The organism is Streptomyces changchenzhani (assembly GCF_039766235.1).
Taxonomy (GTDB): Bacteria; Actinomycetota; Actinomycetes; order Streptomycetales; family Streptomycetaceae; genus Streptomyces.
This window is the reverse complement of the sequence record NZ_JBDHNH010000014.1, coordinates 134,084-148,424: the sequence shown is the minus strand read 5'-3', so window position 1 is coordinate 148,424 and position 14,341 is coordinate 134,084. Positions and strand designations below refer to the sequence as shown.

The window sequence follows — 14,341 nt, the reverse complement described above, 5'->3', positions numbered from 1 at the left end:
GATCAAGACCCGGGCGAAGATGGGTCCGGAGTTCACGAAAATGCAGGCCCTCGTGAAGAGCGAAGGCCTGCACACCGTGTGCCAGGAGGCCGGCTGTCCGAACATTTACGAATGCTGGGAGGACCGCGAGGCGACCTTCCTCATCGGTGGCGACCAGTGCACCCGACGCTGCGACTTCTGCCAGATCGACACGGGCAAGCCCGACGCCCTCGACCTGGACGAGCCGCGCCGCGTGGGCGAGTCCGTCGTCACGATGGACCTGAACTACGCCACCATCACCGGCGTCGCACGCGACGACCTTGAGGACGGCGGTTCCTGGCTGTACGCCGAGACGGTGCGCCGGATCCACGCGATGACCGCGGAGCGCGCCGAGGGCCAGACCAAGGTCGAGCTGCTGATCCCCGACTTCAACGCGGTGCCCGAGCAGCTGGCCGAGGTCTTCTCGTCGCGTCCCGAGGTACTCGGGCACAACGTCGAGACGGTGCCGCGCATCTTCAAGCGGATCCGTCCCGCCTTCCGTTACGAGCGCTCCCTCGAAGTGATCACCAGGGCCCGCGAGGCCGGTCTGATCACCAAGTCCAACCTCATCCTGGGCATGGGCGAGGAGCGCTCCGAGGTCACCCAGGCACTTAAGGACCTGCACAACGCGGGTTGCGAGCTCATCACGATCACCCAGTACCTGCGCCCCACCCCGCGGCACCACCCCGTCGAGCGCTGGGTGAAGCCGCACGAGTTCGTGGAGCTTCAGCAGGAGGCCGAGGACATCGGCTACTCGGGTGTCATGTCCGGCCCGTTGGTCCGTTCCTCGTACCGCGCGGGCAGGCTGTTCAAGCAGGCGATGGAGCGACGCGGCGAAGTGGCCGCCACCCCGGCTGTGTGAATCCGGGCACAAGCAATTACTGGCCAGTAATGGCCGAGATGACGCGGCTCGCACGGTCCCCGCAGGTGGGGGGCGCGTACGGGCCGCGTCAACGTTTGCGCCCGGCGCATCAAGGTTTCATCCGTGTTTGACCGGCCGGTCATGCGCTGGTAACACCAATCAGTGACCCTAGGTTTACGCACAGCTGCACTTCCGCACGCGTCCGTTCCTTAAGTCACCCGCTCCGAGAGGGACACCCACCATGCAGGCCGCGACGCCCGTACGCGCCACCGCCATCCCGTCCGTCACCGATGCTCTCCGCGCCGTCGAGTCGCTGCTGATGGGCAGCCCGCAGCGCACCGCACGCAGGAACGCCTGGACTTCCGTGCTTGAGGACCGCCGCAGGGCCAAGGACAGGGTCGAGGCGCAGCACGTACTTGAGGCCGTGGCTAGCCGAAGTTCGTAGGCAACGTAAACTTCCCGGCATGGCGAGGAAGGAAAGCGCAGACAACGCGGACACTGCGACCCCAGGGCGACTCAAGCAGATTGCCCTGACCTACAAGATGACCCGGCGAGCCGACTCGAAGGTCGGTCTTGTCGTCGCGGGTGTGGGAATCGTCACCTTCGGTGTGTTCCTCGCCATCGGCTTCTTGATCGATCACCCGGTCTATCTGGGCATCCTCGGTTTCCTGCTGGCATTCCTCGCGATGGCGATCATCTTCGGACGCCGCGCAGAGCGAGCTGCCTTCGGACAGATGGAGGGCCAGCCGGGCGCTGCGGCCGCTGTGCTGGAAAACGTGGGCCGTGGCTGGACGACGACTCCGGCGATTGCGATGAACCGCAGCCAGGACGTCGTGCACCGGGCCATCGGCAAGGCCGGCATCGTGCTGGTGGCCGAGGGCAACCCGAACCGGCTCAAGACCCTGCTGGCGGCCGAGAAGAAGAAGATGGCGCGCATCGTCGTGGACGTACCGGTCCACGACATCATGGTGGGCAACGGCGAGGGCCAGGTGCCGCTGAAGAAGCTGCGCACCACAATGCTCAAGCTCCCGCGCGTACTGAGCGGACCCCAGGTGACGGCGGCGAGCGACCGGCTGCGGGCGATGGGCGACTTGATGTCGAACATGCCGCTGCCGAAGGGGCCCGTGCCCGGACGTGGCATGCGGGGACCGCGACAGTAACTACATCCATCCACATGACAAGGGCGGCTCGGACCATGAGGTCCGGGCCGCCTTTCACTGCGCTCTCTCAGATCGCTGCGTTCCCTCAGATCCGGACCTGCACCGCGCGGGCGAGACGGTCGTGCAGGCCACGGCCGTCGCGGTCCCAGACCAGGGCCGGGATGACGAGGCAGAGCAGCACGCTCCGCACCACGACCCAGCCGAAGCCGAGCCGGCCGCCGCCCTCGCGCAGGACGCGCAGGCCGAAGAGCCGCTTGCCCGGTGTGGAGCCGACCGTGCCCACCGTCAGAACGTGCAGGACGAGGAAGATGCCCAGCGCCCAGTTGCCCGCCGCCTGCTGGTCGCCCCGGGCGAAAAGCCCGTACGCGATGACCAGGCACAGCACCCAGTCGACGAAGAGGGCGCCGAAGCGCCGCCCGAGCGGGGCGATCGATCCCGGCCCGTTTTCCGGCAGACCGAGCCGCTTGCCCCGGTATCCGAAGTCGACGCCCATCTCCTCGGCCGCCGCGCGCGGCCCCGAGAGCCACGATCCGATTACTTGCCTGTTGTCCACCCGTCCACGGTACTGCGCGCGGTTTCGTGACCTGCCGGTCGGGCCCTTCCGCACCCAGTCCGGTTAACTTGGGCGAAACAAATGGGTCATGCTGGAGAAATCCTGGCTACCTATGGTCAGGTCCAGCGTGTGCCACCGCACTGGCTGCACGAACAGCTGCAACCCCACCCCGCCCCGGGTGGGAGTAGGAGGAGTTGGATGTTCCAGAACGCCGCCGACTGTAAGAAGTACATCGCGGACGAGGACGTCAAGTTTGTCGATGTCCGCTTCTGCGACCTGCCGGGCGTGATGCAGCACTTCACGATTCCTGCTCAGGCATTCGACCCGGACGCGGAGCTGGCCTTCGACGGTTCCTCGATCCGCGGCTTCCAGGCCATCCACGAGTCCGACATGGCCCTCCGGGCCGACCTGTCCACGGCGCGCGTCGACGCGTTCCGCAAGGACAAGACGATCAACATCAACTTCTTCATCCACGACCCGATCACGGGTGAGCAGTACAGCCGCGACCCGCGCAACATCGCCAAGAAGGCCGAGGCCTACCTCGCCTCCACCGGCTTCGCGGACACCGCGTACTTCGGCCCCGAGGCCGAGTTCTACGTGTTCGACAGCGTGCGCTTCCAGACCTCGGCGAACGAGTCCTTCTACCACATCGACTCCGAGGCAGGCGCCTGGAACACCGGTGCGGTGGACAACAACCGTGGCTACAAGGTCCGCTACAAGGGCGGGTACTTCCCGACCCCGCCGGTCGACCACTTCGCCGACCTCCGTGCCGAGATCTCCCTGGAGCTGGACAGGAACGGCCTCCAGGTCGAGCGCCAGCACCACGAGGTGGGCACCGCCGGCCAGGCCGAGATCAACTACAAGTTCAACACGCTGCTCGCCGCGGCCGACGACCTGATGCTCTTCAAGTACGTCGTGAAGAACGTCGCCTGGCGCAACGGCAAGACCGCGACCTTCATGCCGAAGCCGATCTTCGGCGACAACGGCTCGGGCATGCACGTCCACCAGTCCCTGTGGCAGAACGGCATCCCGCTCTTCTACGACGAGCAGGGCTACGCGGGCCTCTCGGACATGGCGCGCTACTACATCGGCGGCATCCTGAAGCACGCCCCTTCGCTGCTCGCCTTCACCAACCCGACGGTGAACTCGTACCACCGCCTGGTCCCCGGCTTCGAGGCCCCGGTCAACATGGTCTACTCGCAGCGCAACCGCTCGGCCGCGATGCGTATCCCGATCACGGGCTCGAACCCGAAGGCCAAGCGCGTCGAGTTCCGCGCGCCCGACCCGTCCTCGAACCCGTACCTGGCGTTCTCGGCGCTGCTGATGGCCGGCCTGGACGGCGTAAAGAACAAGATCGAGCCGCCGGAGCCGATCGACAAGGACCTCTACGAGCTGGCCCCCGAGGAGCACGCGGGCGTCCAGCAGGTCCCGACCTCGCTCCCGGCCGTCCTTGACGCCCTTGAGGCGGACCACGAGTACCTGCTGGCCGGCGGTGTCTTCACCCCCGACCTGATCGAGACGTGGATCGACTTCAAGCGCACGCACGAGATCGCCCCGATCCAGCTGCGACCGCACCCGCACGAGTTCGAGCTGTACTTCGACATCTAAATCGTCGCCGTACTGTCGGCCGAGGGCCGTCCCCCCGCGAAACGCGGGGGGACGGCCCTCGGCCGTTTCTACGGTCCTACGGCGCCAGCAGCTCCCGCAGTTCCGCCACCGCCTCCCCGAGCCGGTCGGCGAAGGTGAGCATCTGGGCTGCCACCGGCTTCGGTGTGCTCAGGTAGAGGTTGAAGCGGTCCGGCAGCAGGACGTAGGCGATGCCGATGCACTTGGTGCTCGTCGCGCCGAAGCCGAAGTACTGGATGTTGGCGGACGGGGCCGAGCTGGTGCTCAGGTAGTCGTCTCGCATCTTCAACCAGCCGGGGGTGCGGTAGAGGGCTGGCTGTTCCGATACGCCGAGGTCCGTGCCGCGGCGGCGCTGGATCAGCTCCAGTTCCCACAGGTGCTGCTCGGGGGCCTGGCCGATCTGGCACTCCTTCGCGCGCGTTACGTGCTGCTCCGCGGCGGCGCGGAACGCCGTGCGGCGGGTCTGCGGGTCCGCTGTCGGGTCTTCCATCGTTGTGACGAAGCGTTGTGCCTCGGGTGTCACGACCCGCATCGCCTCGGTCCGGCCGTTGCGGTACTGGCGGGTGGCGATCGACTCGTACGTGGCGCCCAGGTGGCCCTTGGCACGCTGGTGGGCCAGTTGGTAGGCGAGCTGGACGAAGGCGTCCGGGGAGACGCCCAGTGCCTTGATGGTGTTCGCGCCGAAGTCCTCGAAGGAGACGGTGCTGGTCGCGGTGGCCTCGCCGTACGCCGCGAACGCGTCCGCCGCGGAGTGGATTTGGGCGCGGAGTGCGGAGTCCAGGTCGAAGGTGAGCGGGTGCGGTGTCGGCGGGCCCTGGGTGCGGGCTCCGGACTGCTCGGCGTGCTTCTCGGGCGAAGTGGTGAGCAGCGCGTCGACGAAGCTGAGGATGGTGGTGCCGTCCAGCTCGCAGTGTTCGACGTTGATGCCCGCCCGGCCGTCGGCGAAGACGATCAGGGACACGGCCTTGTCGAACCAGCGGTTGCCCCGGTCGCCGTACAGCAGCTGGTCGCAGGTGTCCTGGGTGTCCGCCGGGGCGAAGTCCTCCAGGCAGACGCAGAACAGGGCCGTCTCGATGTCGTCCAGCGCCTGGGCGTTGCGCGGATCGCGGGCGCGCAGAGTGTCCCGGGTCGCCGCCCACTGTGCGCGGGCCATGGTGGTGAGGTGGCCCACCGAGGTGTCGGGGGCGGGCGGTTCGGCGCCGGCCTTCATGACGGCGTGCAGGCCCGCCCGGAGGTCGTCCAGGCTGTGCGGGACGCCGTCCGGGCCGAGCGCGTCGAGACGGAACATGCCGCCCCGGAAGAACACCACGATGTGCCGGGCCGTGGACGGGCCGGGCCACTGCTCGGTATACGGACTGCGTACGGTGTCCAGTTCGGCGCCGGGGATCCGGGTGGCGGAGAACAGGAATTTGTTCTGCACCATCGACTGGGGCCGTCCGCGCTGCATCACCGGCGCGATGAGTTCCTCGTCGAGCTGCCGCTTGTAGTTGACGGCCCCCGCGATGAGCCCGGCGGCCCGCTCCACCTGCGGCCGGCCGGTGTCCTGGAACAGGAAGAAGAAGTTGGCGTTGAGCGCGATCCGGTCCCGGCGGCCCAGGTAGCGGTACGGCCAGAAGGTGTCGAGCCAGCTGTGCACGCCCGGGGTCGCGTCGTACTCCTCCAGCGCCGCGTGCAGAGCCCGGCCGGGGCCTTCGGGCCGTAGGAACGCGGTCACCTCCGCCTCGGTCTCCGCCCGCTCGTCCGCCGTCAGCAGCGGCGCGGACCAGGCGAGGAACCTCTCGCAGCTCACATCGAGTGTGGGCAGCGGTACGCGCGGCAGGTTGTCCTCCTGGGAGAAGGTGCGGGAGGCCTGGGATACCTGGGATGAAGTCTCCGTGGCCGGCGCTTTCTGGCTGGTGTTCACTTGTGCTCTCGATTCAGGTCATGGGGTGCTGAGGTTCCGTACGGCCGGGAGAGGTAGAGCTGTGCGTAGAGCCAGCCTTCCGCCTCCAGGCCCCGTGCATCCACTCCGGCGGCCGACATCTTGTCCAGTACGAGCGCCTGTTCCTGCGGGGAGGCGAACCGGCGCTGCTTGAAGACCTCGTCGACGCGGGTGGTCCGGTATCCGAGTGCGGTCAACTCGCTTTCGACGGCGTCGAAAGGGAACATCCGCAGGACGAAATGCGCCATCCAGGGCCGCCGTTCGCCCTGCGCCTGGACGACACGGGTGAGGGTCCGCTCGGTCACGTAACCCAGGCAGCCAGTGGAGATGATCAGGTCCGTCCCGGCGAGCTGGGAGCGCTGCTGCGGGGTCGGCTCGTGGCCCTCCAGGTCGGCGTGGACCGCGTCGTCCAGGAACCCGGCCTCGCGCGCGTAGGCCAGCGCGCTGCCGGAGGTGTCCAGGCCGACGAAGCGGATGCCGTGCGCGGGCCTGCGGGAGCGGGACAGCTCCTGGTCGCGGGCCAGCACGACGCCGCGGGTGCGCGGGTCGGCCCCGGTGTCCGGGCCGCCCTCGTCGCCGCAGTAGCGCGTGTAGAGCTCGTCCATGGTCGCGTCGTACTTCAGCAGGGCCGCGTTGATCCCGTACGAGCAGCCGATGTCCAGCACCTGCGGTACCGCGACGCGCCTGGACTCGCGGTACTCCTTTATGAGCTTGGCGAAGTAGGGCTTGGCCTGTTGGGGAATGCAGTAGCCGAGCGGGCGCAGCACGCTGAAGTAGGCGCGCGGGTCGGGCTGGGTGTAGATGTGGTCGAGCGAAACTTTTCCGGTCGTGTCGAAACGCACAGGGGTTGCTCCTCCGTGGATCGCAGGACGTGAATCGCAGGACATGGATCCCGAGACGTGTCGCGAGACGTGCATCGCGGTGTGGAAATCGTCCGGACCGCCTACGAAGACTGCGCGCTCTCGCCGCTCGCTAATCCAGCAGTCGGTCTCCGCGGACCGCCCGGCCCTCCCCGGCCAGGTGTTCGGGCAGTGCCCGGCCGAAAAGTTGTCTGGTGCGTGCCACGCTCCCGATGATGCCGGGGCGCTCGCTGTAAGCGAATATCGCGGAGTGGCGGGCGACTTCGCCCCGTACGGGGCTCACCCGGTGCAGCGCGTAGCGGCCCTTGAAGAGCTGTAGGTCACCGGGTTGCAGGGGGAGTCGTCTCGTCAGCCGCTCGCCCTTGCCTTCGAGTACGTCCCGGACGTCGCCGAAGCGTTCGTTGTGCGCGGACCTGATGTTCGGGCAGTACTCGAAGATGCCGCCGGCCTGCGCCTGTTGGGTCAGCATGCTCACGGTGAACTCGTTGGTGTCGAAGTGCCAGGGGTGCTCCATTCCAGGCTCGACGACGTTGAGCACCAGTCCGGAGAGCGGGTCGGCCAGCTCGTGCAGTCGCGGCAGTCCGAAGCAGCGGGCGATGAAGCGCTGGAAGACCTGATCGCCGTAGAGCCTGCTGATCAGGGAGTCGGTGGGGATACGGTCCCGCGCGACGAACGCGTTGCCCCGCTGGAAGGTTCTGCGGCCGGGGTGGTCCTCGGGCAGCGCCGAGTCCACCGCGATGTTGTAGACGTTGACCGTCTCCACGTCGAAGTGCGCCCTGGGGGCGATGTCCGAGCACTCCCGGCTCAGGGTCTCCCGGAGCGAGGGCCGGATGAAGTCCGGGAGCACCGTGCAGCCGAGAGTCGACAGTTCGTGCCGGGCGCGGGAGATCACGGCCTCTCCGTCGGCACTGTCGGTCTCCGACAGGGGGTACCGGGCCGTGTCTACCAGCTGGTCCAGCGGTGGGGCTTCCGAGGTGCTCATTCGATCCTTCGATCCTTCCGCAAGCCGCGAGCCGCAAGTCTACTGGTTAGTAACCTAGTTGAAGCTTTGATCGCGCCGCCAGACCGCTCGTGGAAGAAGCTCGCAGAAGGAGCTCGTGGCAGGAGTGGGAAACGGTCGGTCGGGGCCCGTTGGCCGTTCTGCGGGCGGTCCACGGGCAAGCGCGGCGTCGATACGCGTCAGGGGCTCGCCCCCTCAGGGGCACTTGCCGTGGAAGATCTTCTCGTGGGTGCGGTACAGCCGCAGGGGCTTCTTCGGTGCCGGCCGGGCCGCGCGGCCCGGCCGGTGCCTGGATTGCGGTCAGCGGCCGTAGCGGATCAGGGCCCGGACCATGCGGCAGGTGATGTCGGACGGCGGATGGATCCCTATGCGCTCCGCGGTCGCTCGTATCGTGTGGTTGTCGGCATGCGCCGGGTGGTAGACGCCCGTGTCGAGTAGGGCTATGGCCAGGCGCATGGCCTTGAGGCGGCGGTTGTGGGAGACGTACCACTCGCGGGGCCGGCCCGCGGGCAGAGGCTTCTTCGGCAAGGGCTGCTCGAACTGCAGCGGAAGGGTCATCGTCGTCATAGCGGCAACGGCCATCGGCAACCTCCTGGCGCGGTGGTGGAACCCTTGGGGACTGACTCCATTTTACGACCTACCACTGACAATCGGCCCTGGCCAGGCGGTCTTTGCGGGGTGGGCTGCCGTACCGTTGGCGGTATGGAGATCTGGATCAATCCCGCGTGTTCGAAGTGCCGCGGCGCGGTGGATCTGCTCGATGCGCAGGGCGCCGAGTACACCGTCCGCCGCTACCTCGACGACCCGCCGTCGCCGGACGAGATCCGTGCGGTGCTCGGCCGGCTCGGGCTCGAACCGTGGGACATCACGCGTACGGGCGAGGCGGACGCGAAGGCGCTCGGCCTGAAGGACTGGCCCCGCGAGGCGGGTTCGCGCGACCGCTGGATCACGGCGCTGGCCGAGCACCCCCGGCTGATCCAGCGGCCGATCATCACCGCGGACGACGGGACGGCCGTGGTGGGGCGCACGGACGAGGCCGTACGGGACGCGATGTCACGCTGACCGCTTGGCGGGCGCCGCGGTCAGGCGGCGCGGCCGGGGGCCCTGGCGGGGAGATCGGCCGGGAGCCCGGCCCGGGGACCCCGCCGGGGAGGCCGGCCAGGGAGCTCGTTCACGAAGCTCGTTCAGGAGACGCGTTCAGGAAGCTCATTCTTGTCATAGCTATGAATTTGCGGGCCCGCGCGACCCGTCACCTGGTGCATTTCCGTGTACGAATCGTCGGCCAATGGGTCAATCGCCACGGCTCATTGGCGCCTCTGGTGTGGAAGTTGTTGATGTGGCGGCTGAGACGAACCTGTCTCCGGTCCGTACGTCATGGCACACCGCCCCCCGAGGACAGGAGTCGCACGTGTCGCGCAAGAAGACCCTCAGCCGGAAGAAGAAGGTCGCCCTGCTGCTGGGCGCCGCCGCACTGGTCGGCGGCACCGCCGTGGTCATGACGGGCACCAGTCAGGCCTCGGTGGCCTGCGACGGGCTGACGACCGCGCTGGCCAACAACGAGAAGTTCATCGCCGGGCAGCGTGCCAATCCCGATGCCCAGTCGGAGGCGCGGATCGCCAACCGCGAGGCGGTCATCAAGCAGATCAACGTCCAGCAGGAGGCGTCCGGTTGCGAGGTCGGCGGCGGGGGAGACGGCGGTGCGGAAGCCGCGCAGCCACCGGCCGAAGCGCAGCCGCCCGCAGAGGAGCAGCCGCCCGCCGAGGGTGGCGGTGACGCCGGGGACGAGGCCGGTGGCGGTGATGATCAGGCCGGGGGTGGCGGCGAGGTCGTGTGTGCCGGATCGACCGTGACGCTCTCCGGTGAGGCCGGCGCCCCTGCCGCGTCCAGCAACGAGTTCCCCGTGGGGACCCAGCTGAAAGTCACCAACCTGGACAACAACAAGGCCACGACGGTGGAGGTCACAGCGACGTCCGGCAGCTGCGCCCTGCTGAACAACGCCGCGTTCGAGCAGGTCCGCGAGGCCGGCAAGTTCCTGATCCGCAACGCCCGCATCGAGCGCGTGGGCTGACCCGGGAGCAACGTACCGCTCCCGGTTTGACGCGCCCTGCCTCACAAGCGCTCGCAGCCTCACGAGCAGTCGAAGCGGTACGCACTCGGTCTGTCGGAACAGTGCAAGCACTCGAATATGTAGATCCCGCCCATGTCCCCCAGCATCAGGCCGGGTGCGCACTGCACCGCCATCCGCTCCTCGTAGGGCAGGTCGAGGACCGTACCCGCCTTGGGCCGGTCCTCCTCGGGCAGCCAGCTCCGCCAGGACGCGCCGTCGAACTCCACACTGCCCACGGTCAGCAGATGCTCCATGCGCCGGTCGCACCCCGCGCAGTCGGGCCAGTCCGCCTCCTGCGTCCAGTCCGGGTAGCCACCCGTCTTGATGCCGCCGGCCACGGACAGGTGGTGCTGGTACGCCCAACCGGTCCGGCCCTCCAACTGGTCGAAGCGCTCGCGCAGCGCCTCGGACAGCTCGGGCGGCAGGTCCCAGCTCGGATATTCGGTGATCCGCTCGGGGTGCACCACACACGCATCGGGCACATGGTCGTCCGGCGCGCCGACCGGCCTGGGCGCGTCCAGCACCGCCAACGTGTCCACCGCCGATGAGCGCCACCGGAGCCGGGGGCGCGGCGCGTACTGCGGCTCGTGCTCGAACGGGCACCACAGCACCTGGAGCACATCGCTGCCAGCCGGATACGGCAGGTCCGGCACATCGGCGGCGTACAGCTGGAGGACCGGCACCAGCGGCACCGGCTCGGACTCCGGAGTGTCGAAGGCGACCGGCAGATGCTCCTCGTCGCAGCGCGGCCAGGCCTCGTCCTCGGGCCACAACAGGGGGCCGCCCACCGAGCTGTCCCTGATCCCCGGGTCGCCCGCCCGGGGATGCAGCCGCACCGCGTCCCGGCGCAGCGCGGCCAGCTCGGGAAAGAACGCTTCGATGTCGACGGGACGTGGTGGTGTGGTGCGCGTCATCGCGGCCTCCGGACAGTCTCGAACACTGATCGAAGAGTAAGCGCGGGCTCTGACAACGTCCCACTCAGCGGCCCAGTTGTGCCTCCGCATCGGCGAGAATCTCCGTGACCCGCAGCCCGAAGTGCACGTCGCACGGGTGCGCTTCCCCGGTGCGTATGCCGTGCAGCAGCGCGTCGACGGCCGCGCCGAAAGCCCCTACGCCGTCGCCCCACGCAGGGAGTTCGGCCACCCCTGGCTCGCCCCGCAGCTCGATGCCCGCGCCGCCGGCGCCCAGCGCGGCTGCCGGGGCGCTCAGGCTCAGCGTCGCCGAGCTCGACGCCCCGGACGCGTGCCCCAGTACAAGATGGACGGTGTCTCCGGGGCCCGGCGCCGCGGTCACCGCCGTGACATCGCCGAGCACCGACAGCAGCACGGACAGCACATGCGGCCCCACGTCCCACAGCGCGCCCTTCTGACCGCGCCACGGCGAGGCGGCGTACGGGCTGTTCGAATCCGCCGAGAAGAGCGACCCGAGCCACCGGGCGTGGGCCGTGAACCAGCCGTTCAGGGCGGCCTGTTCGCCGATCCAGCCCGCCGTGTCCGTCGCGAAGCGCAGCGTGAAGAAGACCACGCTCGACACCCCCGCCTTGTCCACCGCCTCGGTGACCTCGCGGGCCCCCGCCACGGTCGTCGCGACCGGCTTGTCAAGCAGTACATGGCAGCCGGCGGCTGCGGCCCGGACGACCAGCGGCGCCTGGACATCGGGCGGCAGGGCGAGGGCGACGGCGTCGCACGCGGCGAAGAGCGCGTCGGGGTCGTCGTACGCGGTGACTCCGTGCGCGGCGGCGAGCTCACCGGCGGCCTCGGGCCTGCGGCCCCACACCCCCACGAACTCGACGTCCGGGTGCGCCGCCAGCGCGGGCGCCTGGGTGCGGGCCGCCCAGGGGCCCGTGCCGAGGAGTCCGATGCGCGGCCTGATCAACGATTCGCTCATGCCAGCCAGTCTGCCTGCCCGCGTGTCCGGCGTCGAAAACGCGGCGGCACGCCCCGCAGCGACCGGTGGTCGGGTCGATCCGGATCGACCCGACTCGATCCGACGACCTGCGAACCAGCACGGTCCACAGAGCTCTTTCCGTATACGACGTCCCCGGGTTCGACGTGCGGCGGCCGACGCCCGGCGTGCCCACGTGGACCACGCCTGTAACGCAGGGTTCACAGTCGGGCAACGGCCGGGAAATCGCGGGTTGCGAAGCTGCACCCACAAACGTCGGTACCCGTAACACCCCAAAGGATGGCGTCCGTGACCTTCAAGGCCGAGTACATCTGGATCGACGGCACCGAACCGACCGCCAAGCTTCGCTCGAAGACGAAGATAATGGCAGGCTCGGCCGCAGCCCTCGACGAGCTGCCCATCTGGGGCTTCGACGGGTCCAGCACCAACCAGGCCGTGGGTCACGCGTCCGACCGCGTGCTCAAGCCCGTCTTCTCCTGCCCGGACCCGATCCGCAGCCCCGAAAACGGCGATGTGCTCGTCATGTGCGAGGTCCTGAACATCGACATGACGCCGCACGAGTCGAACACGCGTGCGCTACTGCGTCCGGTCGCCGAGCAGTTCGCCGGGCAGGAGCCGATCTTCGGCATCGAGCAGGAGTACACCTTCTTCGACGGCGACCGCCCGCTCGGCTTCCCGGTGGGCGGCTTCCCGGCCGCGCAGGGCGGTTACTACTGCGGGGTCGGCTCCGACGAGATCTTCGGGCGCGAGATCGTCGAAAAGCACCTCGACCACTGTCTCACCGCGGGCCTCGCGATCTCCGGCATCAACGCCGAGGTCATGCCCGGACAGTGGGAGTTCCAGGTCGGCCCGGTGCCCCCGCTGGACGTCGCCGACCAGCTGTGGATCGCCCGCTGGCTGCTGTACCGCACGGCCGAGGACTTCAACGTCTCCGCGACGCTCGACCCGAAGCCGGTGAAGGGCGACTGGAACGGCGCGGGCGCGCACACCAACTTCTCGACGAAGGCGATGCGCGAGGGGTACGACGCGATCATCACCGCCTGCGAGTCGCTGGGCGAGGGCTCGAAGCCGATGGACCACGTCAAGCACTACGGCGCGGGCATCGACGACCGGCTGACCGGGCTGCACGAGACCGCCCCGTGGAACGAGTACAGCTACGGCGTCTCCGACCGCGGCGCCTCGGTCCGTATCCCGTGGCAGGTCGAGCAGGACAAGAAGGGCTACATCGAGGACCGCCGCCCGAACGCGAACGTCGACCCGTACGTCGTGACGCGGCTGGTAGTCGACACCTGCTGCACCGCGCTGGAGAAGGCGGACCAGCTCTGATCAGGGCCCACAGAATGGAGGGGGCGCCCGCCCGGTCGGCGGGCGCCCCCTCCATGCTCCCTGTCCCCCGCTGTGCTGCCGGGCACCTTCTCTGCTGCCAGCGCCGTTCATCTGCTTCAATGGACCCCATGGCCAGCTTCCAGAACACCGCGACAGGTCGCAGCGACCTTGAGCCTTTCTGGCCCTCCCGTCAGCATCACGACTTCGACCGAGTGTGTTGTCGCGCGACAAACGCGCAGGCCCTCTAAAGCCGCTCAACACCGGCCTTCGGTCCGCGCGCACGACGTAGTACGTCCCTCGACGACTCCTCCGCGCGAAAGAGCTGACCTCTCATGGCGAATCCCCGTACCTTCTCCGCTGCGACCGCCACCGCTCCCTCCGTCAATCAGCGCCTGGCCAGGCCCCCGGTCCCCGTCGGCCGTCACCGGCTGAGGGCGGTCGAACGGGACGAGGTGGTCCGTGCCGACCGGCCCTTCGATGTCGCGGACTTCCTGCCGCCCGGCGCCACTTGGCTGCCCGCACCCCAGCACACGCTGCCCACCCTGCCGGGCCGGCCCCCGATGATCGGCTACCTGGTGCTCGTACCGGCCGATCAGTACTCCGTCCCCGGTCGGATTCCCGGCGCCGGGCCTCTTCCCGGTTCCGGCCAGGAAGAGACCGCCCTCCCCGGGCCCGTGCGGATCGACGGGGTCGACCGCACCGCCGCCGTGGACGGGCAGCCGATGGATCTGACGTACCTCGAATTCGAGCTGCTCGCCCATCTGGTGGCGCACCCCCACCGGGTGCACACCCGCGACCAGTTGGTGACCACGGTGTGGGGCTACGGGCATGTGGGCGACGGCCGGACCGTCGACGTCCACGTCGCGCGGCTGCGTCGCAAGCTGGGCGCGGAGCACCGGCGCACGATCCAGACAGTGCGCCGGGTCGGTTACAAGTACGCCCCGTAAAGAACCGCTGTAAGGAACGGGGGGCTGTACGTGCGCATACGCGTACGTACAGCCCC

General features: G+C 68.8%; 15 protein-coding genes. 8 read left to right on the top strand and 7 right to left on the bottom strand.

Translation table 11 applies throughout. The features are described from left to right. Window position 1 precedes the first annotated feature (1 nt). The 3 genes from ABCR94_RS33895 to ABCR94_RS33885 all read left to right on the top strand — a co-directional run bounded on the left by ABCR94_RS33895 (window position 2) and on the right by ABCR94_RS33885 (window position 2,040). On the top strand, window positions 2–880 hold the full coding sequence (locus ABCR94_RS33895; protein WP_347124755.1) for a lipoyl synthase: 879 nt from the start codon (window positions 2–4) through the stop codon (window positions 878–880). Window positions 881–1,121: 241 nt separating this feature from the next. Continuing rightward, window positions 1,122–1,325 (top strand): SCO2195 family GlnR-regulated protein, encoded by a 204-nt coding sequence (locus ABCR94_RS33890; protein WP_347124754.1) that lies wholly within the window; start codon window positions 1,122–1,124, stop codon window positions 1,323–1,325. Between the two features lie 19 nt (window positions 1,326–1,344). Then, window positions 1,345–2,040, top strand: coding sequence for a DUF4191 domain-containing protein (locus ABCR94_RS33885; protein WP_347124752.1), 696 nt, complete (start codon window positions 1,345–1,347; stop codon window positions 2,038–2,040). Between the two features lie 85 nt (window positions 2,041–2,125). On the opposite strand, the gene ABCR94_RS33880 is transcribed toward ABCR94_RS33885, so the two are convergent. After that, window positions 2,126–2,593: an RDD family protein gene (locus tag ABCR94_RS33880; RefSeq protein ID WP_347124750.1), complete on the bottom strand. Its 468-nt coding sequence runs from the start codon at window positions 2,591–2,593 to the stop codon at window positions 2,126–2,128. A 198-nt stretch (window positions 2,594–2,791) separates the two neighbouring features. Between ABCR94_RS33880 and glnA the strand changes: the two genes are divergently transcribed. After that, the gene (gene glnA, locus ABCR94_RS33875) at window positions 2,792–4,201 is read left to right on the top strand and encodes a type I glutamate--ammonia ligase (RefSeq protein WP_347124749.1); all 1,410 of its coding nucleotides are present in this window, start codon (window positions 2,792–2,794) and stop codon (window positions 4,199–4,201) included. Window positions 4,202–4,277: 76 nt separating this feature from the next. Here glnA and ABCR94_RS33870 read toward each other — a convergent pair whose 3' ends face one another. The 4 genes from ABCR94_RS33870 to ABCR94_RS33855 all read right to left on the bottom strand — a co-directional run bounded on the left by ABCR94_RS33870 (window position 4,278) and on the right by ABCR94_RS33855 (window position 8,582). Beyond that, window positions 4,278–6,122 (bottom strand): choline/carnitine O-acyltransferase, encoded by a 1,845-nt coding sequence (locus ABCR94_RS33870; RefSeq protein ID WP_521978425.1) that lies wholly within the window; start codon window positions 6,120–6,122, stop codon window positions 4,278–4,280. Further along, the gene (locus tag ABCR94_RS33865; RefSeq protein ID WP_347124747.1) at window positions 6,119–6,982 is read right to left on the bottom strand and encodes a class I SAM-dependent methyltransferase; all 864 of its coding nucleotides are present in this window, start codon (window positions 6,980–6,982) and stop codon (window positions 6,119–6,121) included. Before ABCR94_RS33865 ends, ABCR94_RS33870 begins: the two co-directional genes overlap by 4 nt. A gap of 130 nt (window positions 6,983–7,112) precedes the next feature. Continuing rightward, window positions 7,113–7,982, bottom strand: coding sequence for a HalD/BesD family halogenase (locus tag ABCR94_RS33860; RefSeq protein ID WP_347124746.1), 870 nt, complete (start codon window positions 7,980–7,982; stop codon window positions 7,113–7,115). Between the two features lie 318 nt (window positions 7,983–8,300). After that, on the bottom strand, window positions 8,301–8,582 hold the full coding sequence (locus ABCR94_RS33855) for a hypothetical protein (protein ID WP_347124745.1): 282 nt from the start codon (window positions 8,580–8,582) through the stop codon (window positions 8,301–8,303). 120 nt (window positions 8,583–8,702) lie between these two features. On the opposite strand from ABCR94_RS33855, the gene ABCR94_RS33850 reads away from it, so the two are divergent. Beyond that, window positions 8,703–9,062 carry an arsenate reductase family protein gene (locus tag ABCR94_RS33850; RefSeq protein WP_347124744.1) on the top strand — a complete coding sequence of 120 codons (360 nt, stop codon included), beginning with the start codon at window positions 8,703–8,705 and terminating at the stop codon, window positions 9,060–9,062. A 346-nt stretch (window positions 9,063–9,408) separates the two neighbouring features. Next, entirely contained in the window at window positions 9,409–10,068 is a 660-nt protein-coding gene (locus tag ABCR94_RS33845) for an SCO2207 family protein (RefSeq protein WP_347124743.1), read from the top strand. Window positions 10,069–10,127: 59 nt separating this feature from the next. Here ABCR94_RS33845 and ABCR94_RS33840 read toward each other — a convergent pair whose 3' ends face one another. Together ABCR94_RS33840 and ABCR94_RS33835 are read right to left on the bottom strand one after the other, a co-directional pair. Next, window positions 10,128–11,021 carry a YwqG family protein gene (locus ABCR94_RS33840; protein ID WP_347124741.1) on the bottom strand — a complete coding sequence of 298 codons (894 nt, stop codon included), beginning with the start codon at window positions 11,019–11,021 and terminating at the stop codon, window positions 10,128–10,130. 64 nt (window positions 11,022–11,085) lie between these two features. Further along, a complete protein-coding gene (locus tag ABCR94_RS33835) occupies window positions 11,086–11,994 on the bottom strand; it encodes a Gfo/Idh/MocA family protein (protein ID WP_347124739.1) in 909 nt (302 codons plus the stop codon). A gap of 306 nt (window positions 11,995–12,300) precedes the next feature. On the opposite strand from ABCR94_RS33835, the gene glnII reads away from it, so the two are divergent. Further along, on the top strand, window positions 12,301–13,338 hold the full coding sequence (gene glnII, locus ABCR94_RS33830; RefSeq protein WP_347124737.1) for a glutamine synthetase: 1,038 nt from the start codon (window positions 12,301–12,303) through the stop codon (window positions 13,336–13,338). 332 nt (window positions 13,339–13,670) lie between these two features. Then, window positions 13,671–14,285 carry a winged helix-turn-helix domain-containing protein gene (locus ABCR94_RS33825; RefSeq protein ID WP_347124735.1) on the top strand — a complete coding sequence of 205 codons (615 nt, stop codon included), beginning with the start codon at window positions 13,671–13,673 and terminating at the stop codon, window positions 14,283–14,285. Window positions 14,286–14,341 lie beyond the last annotated feature (56 nt).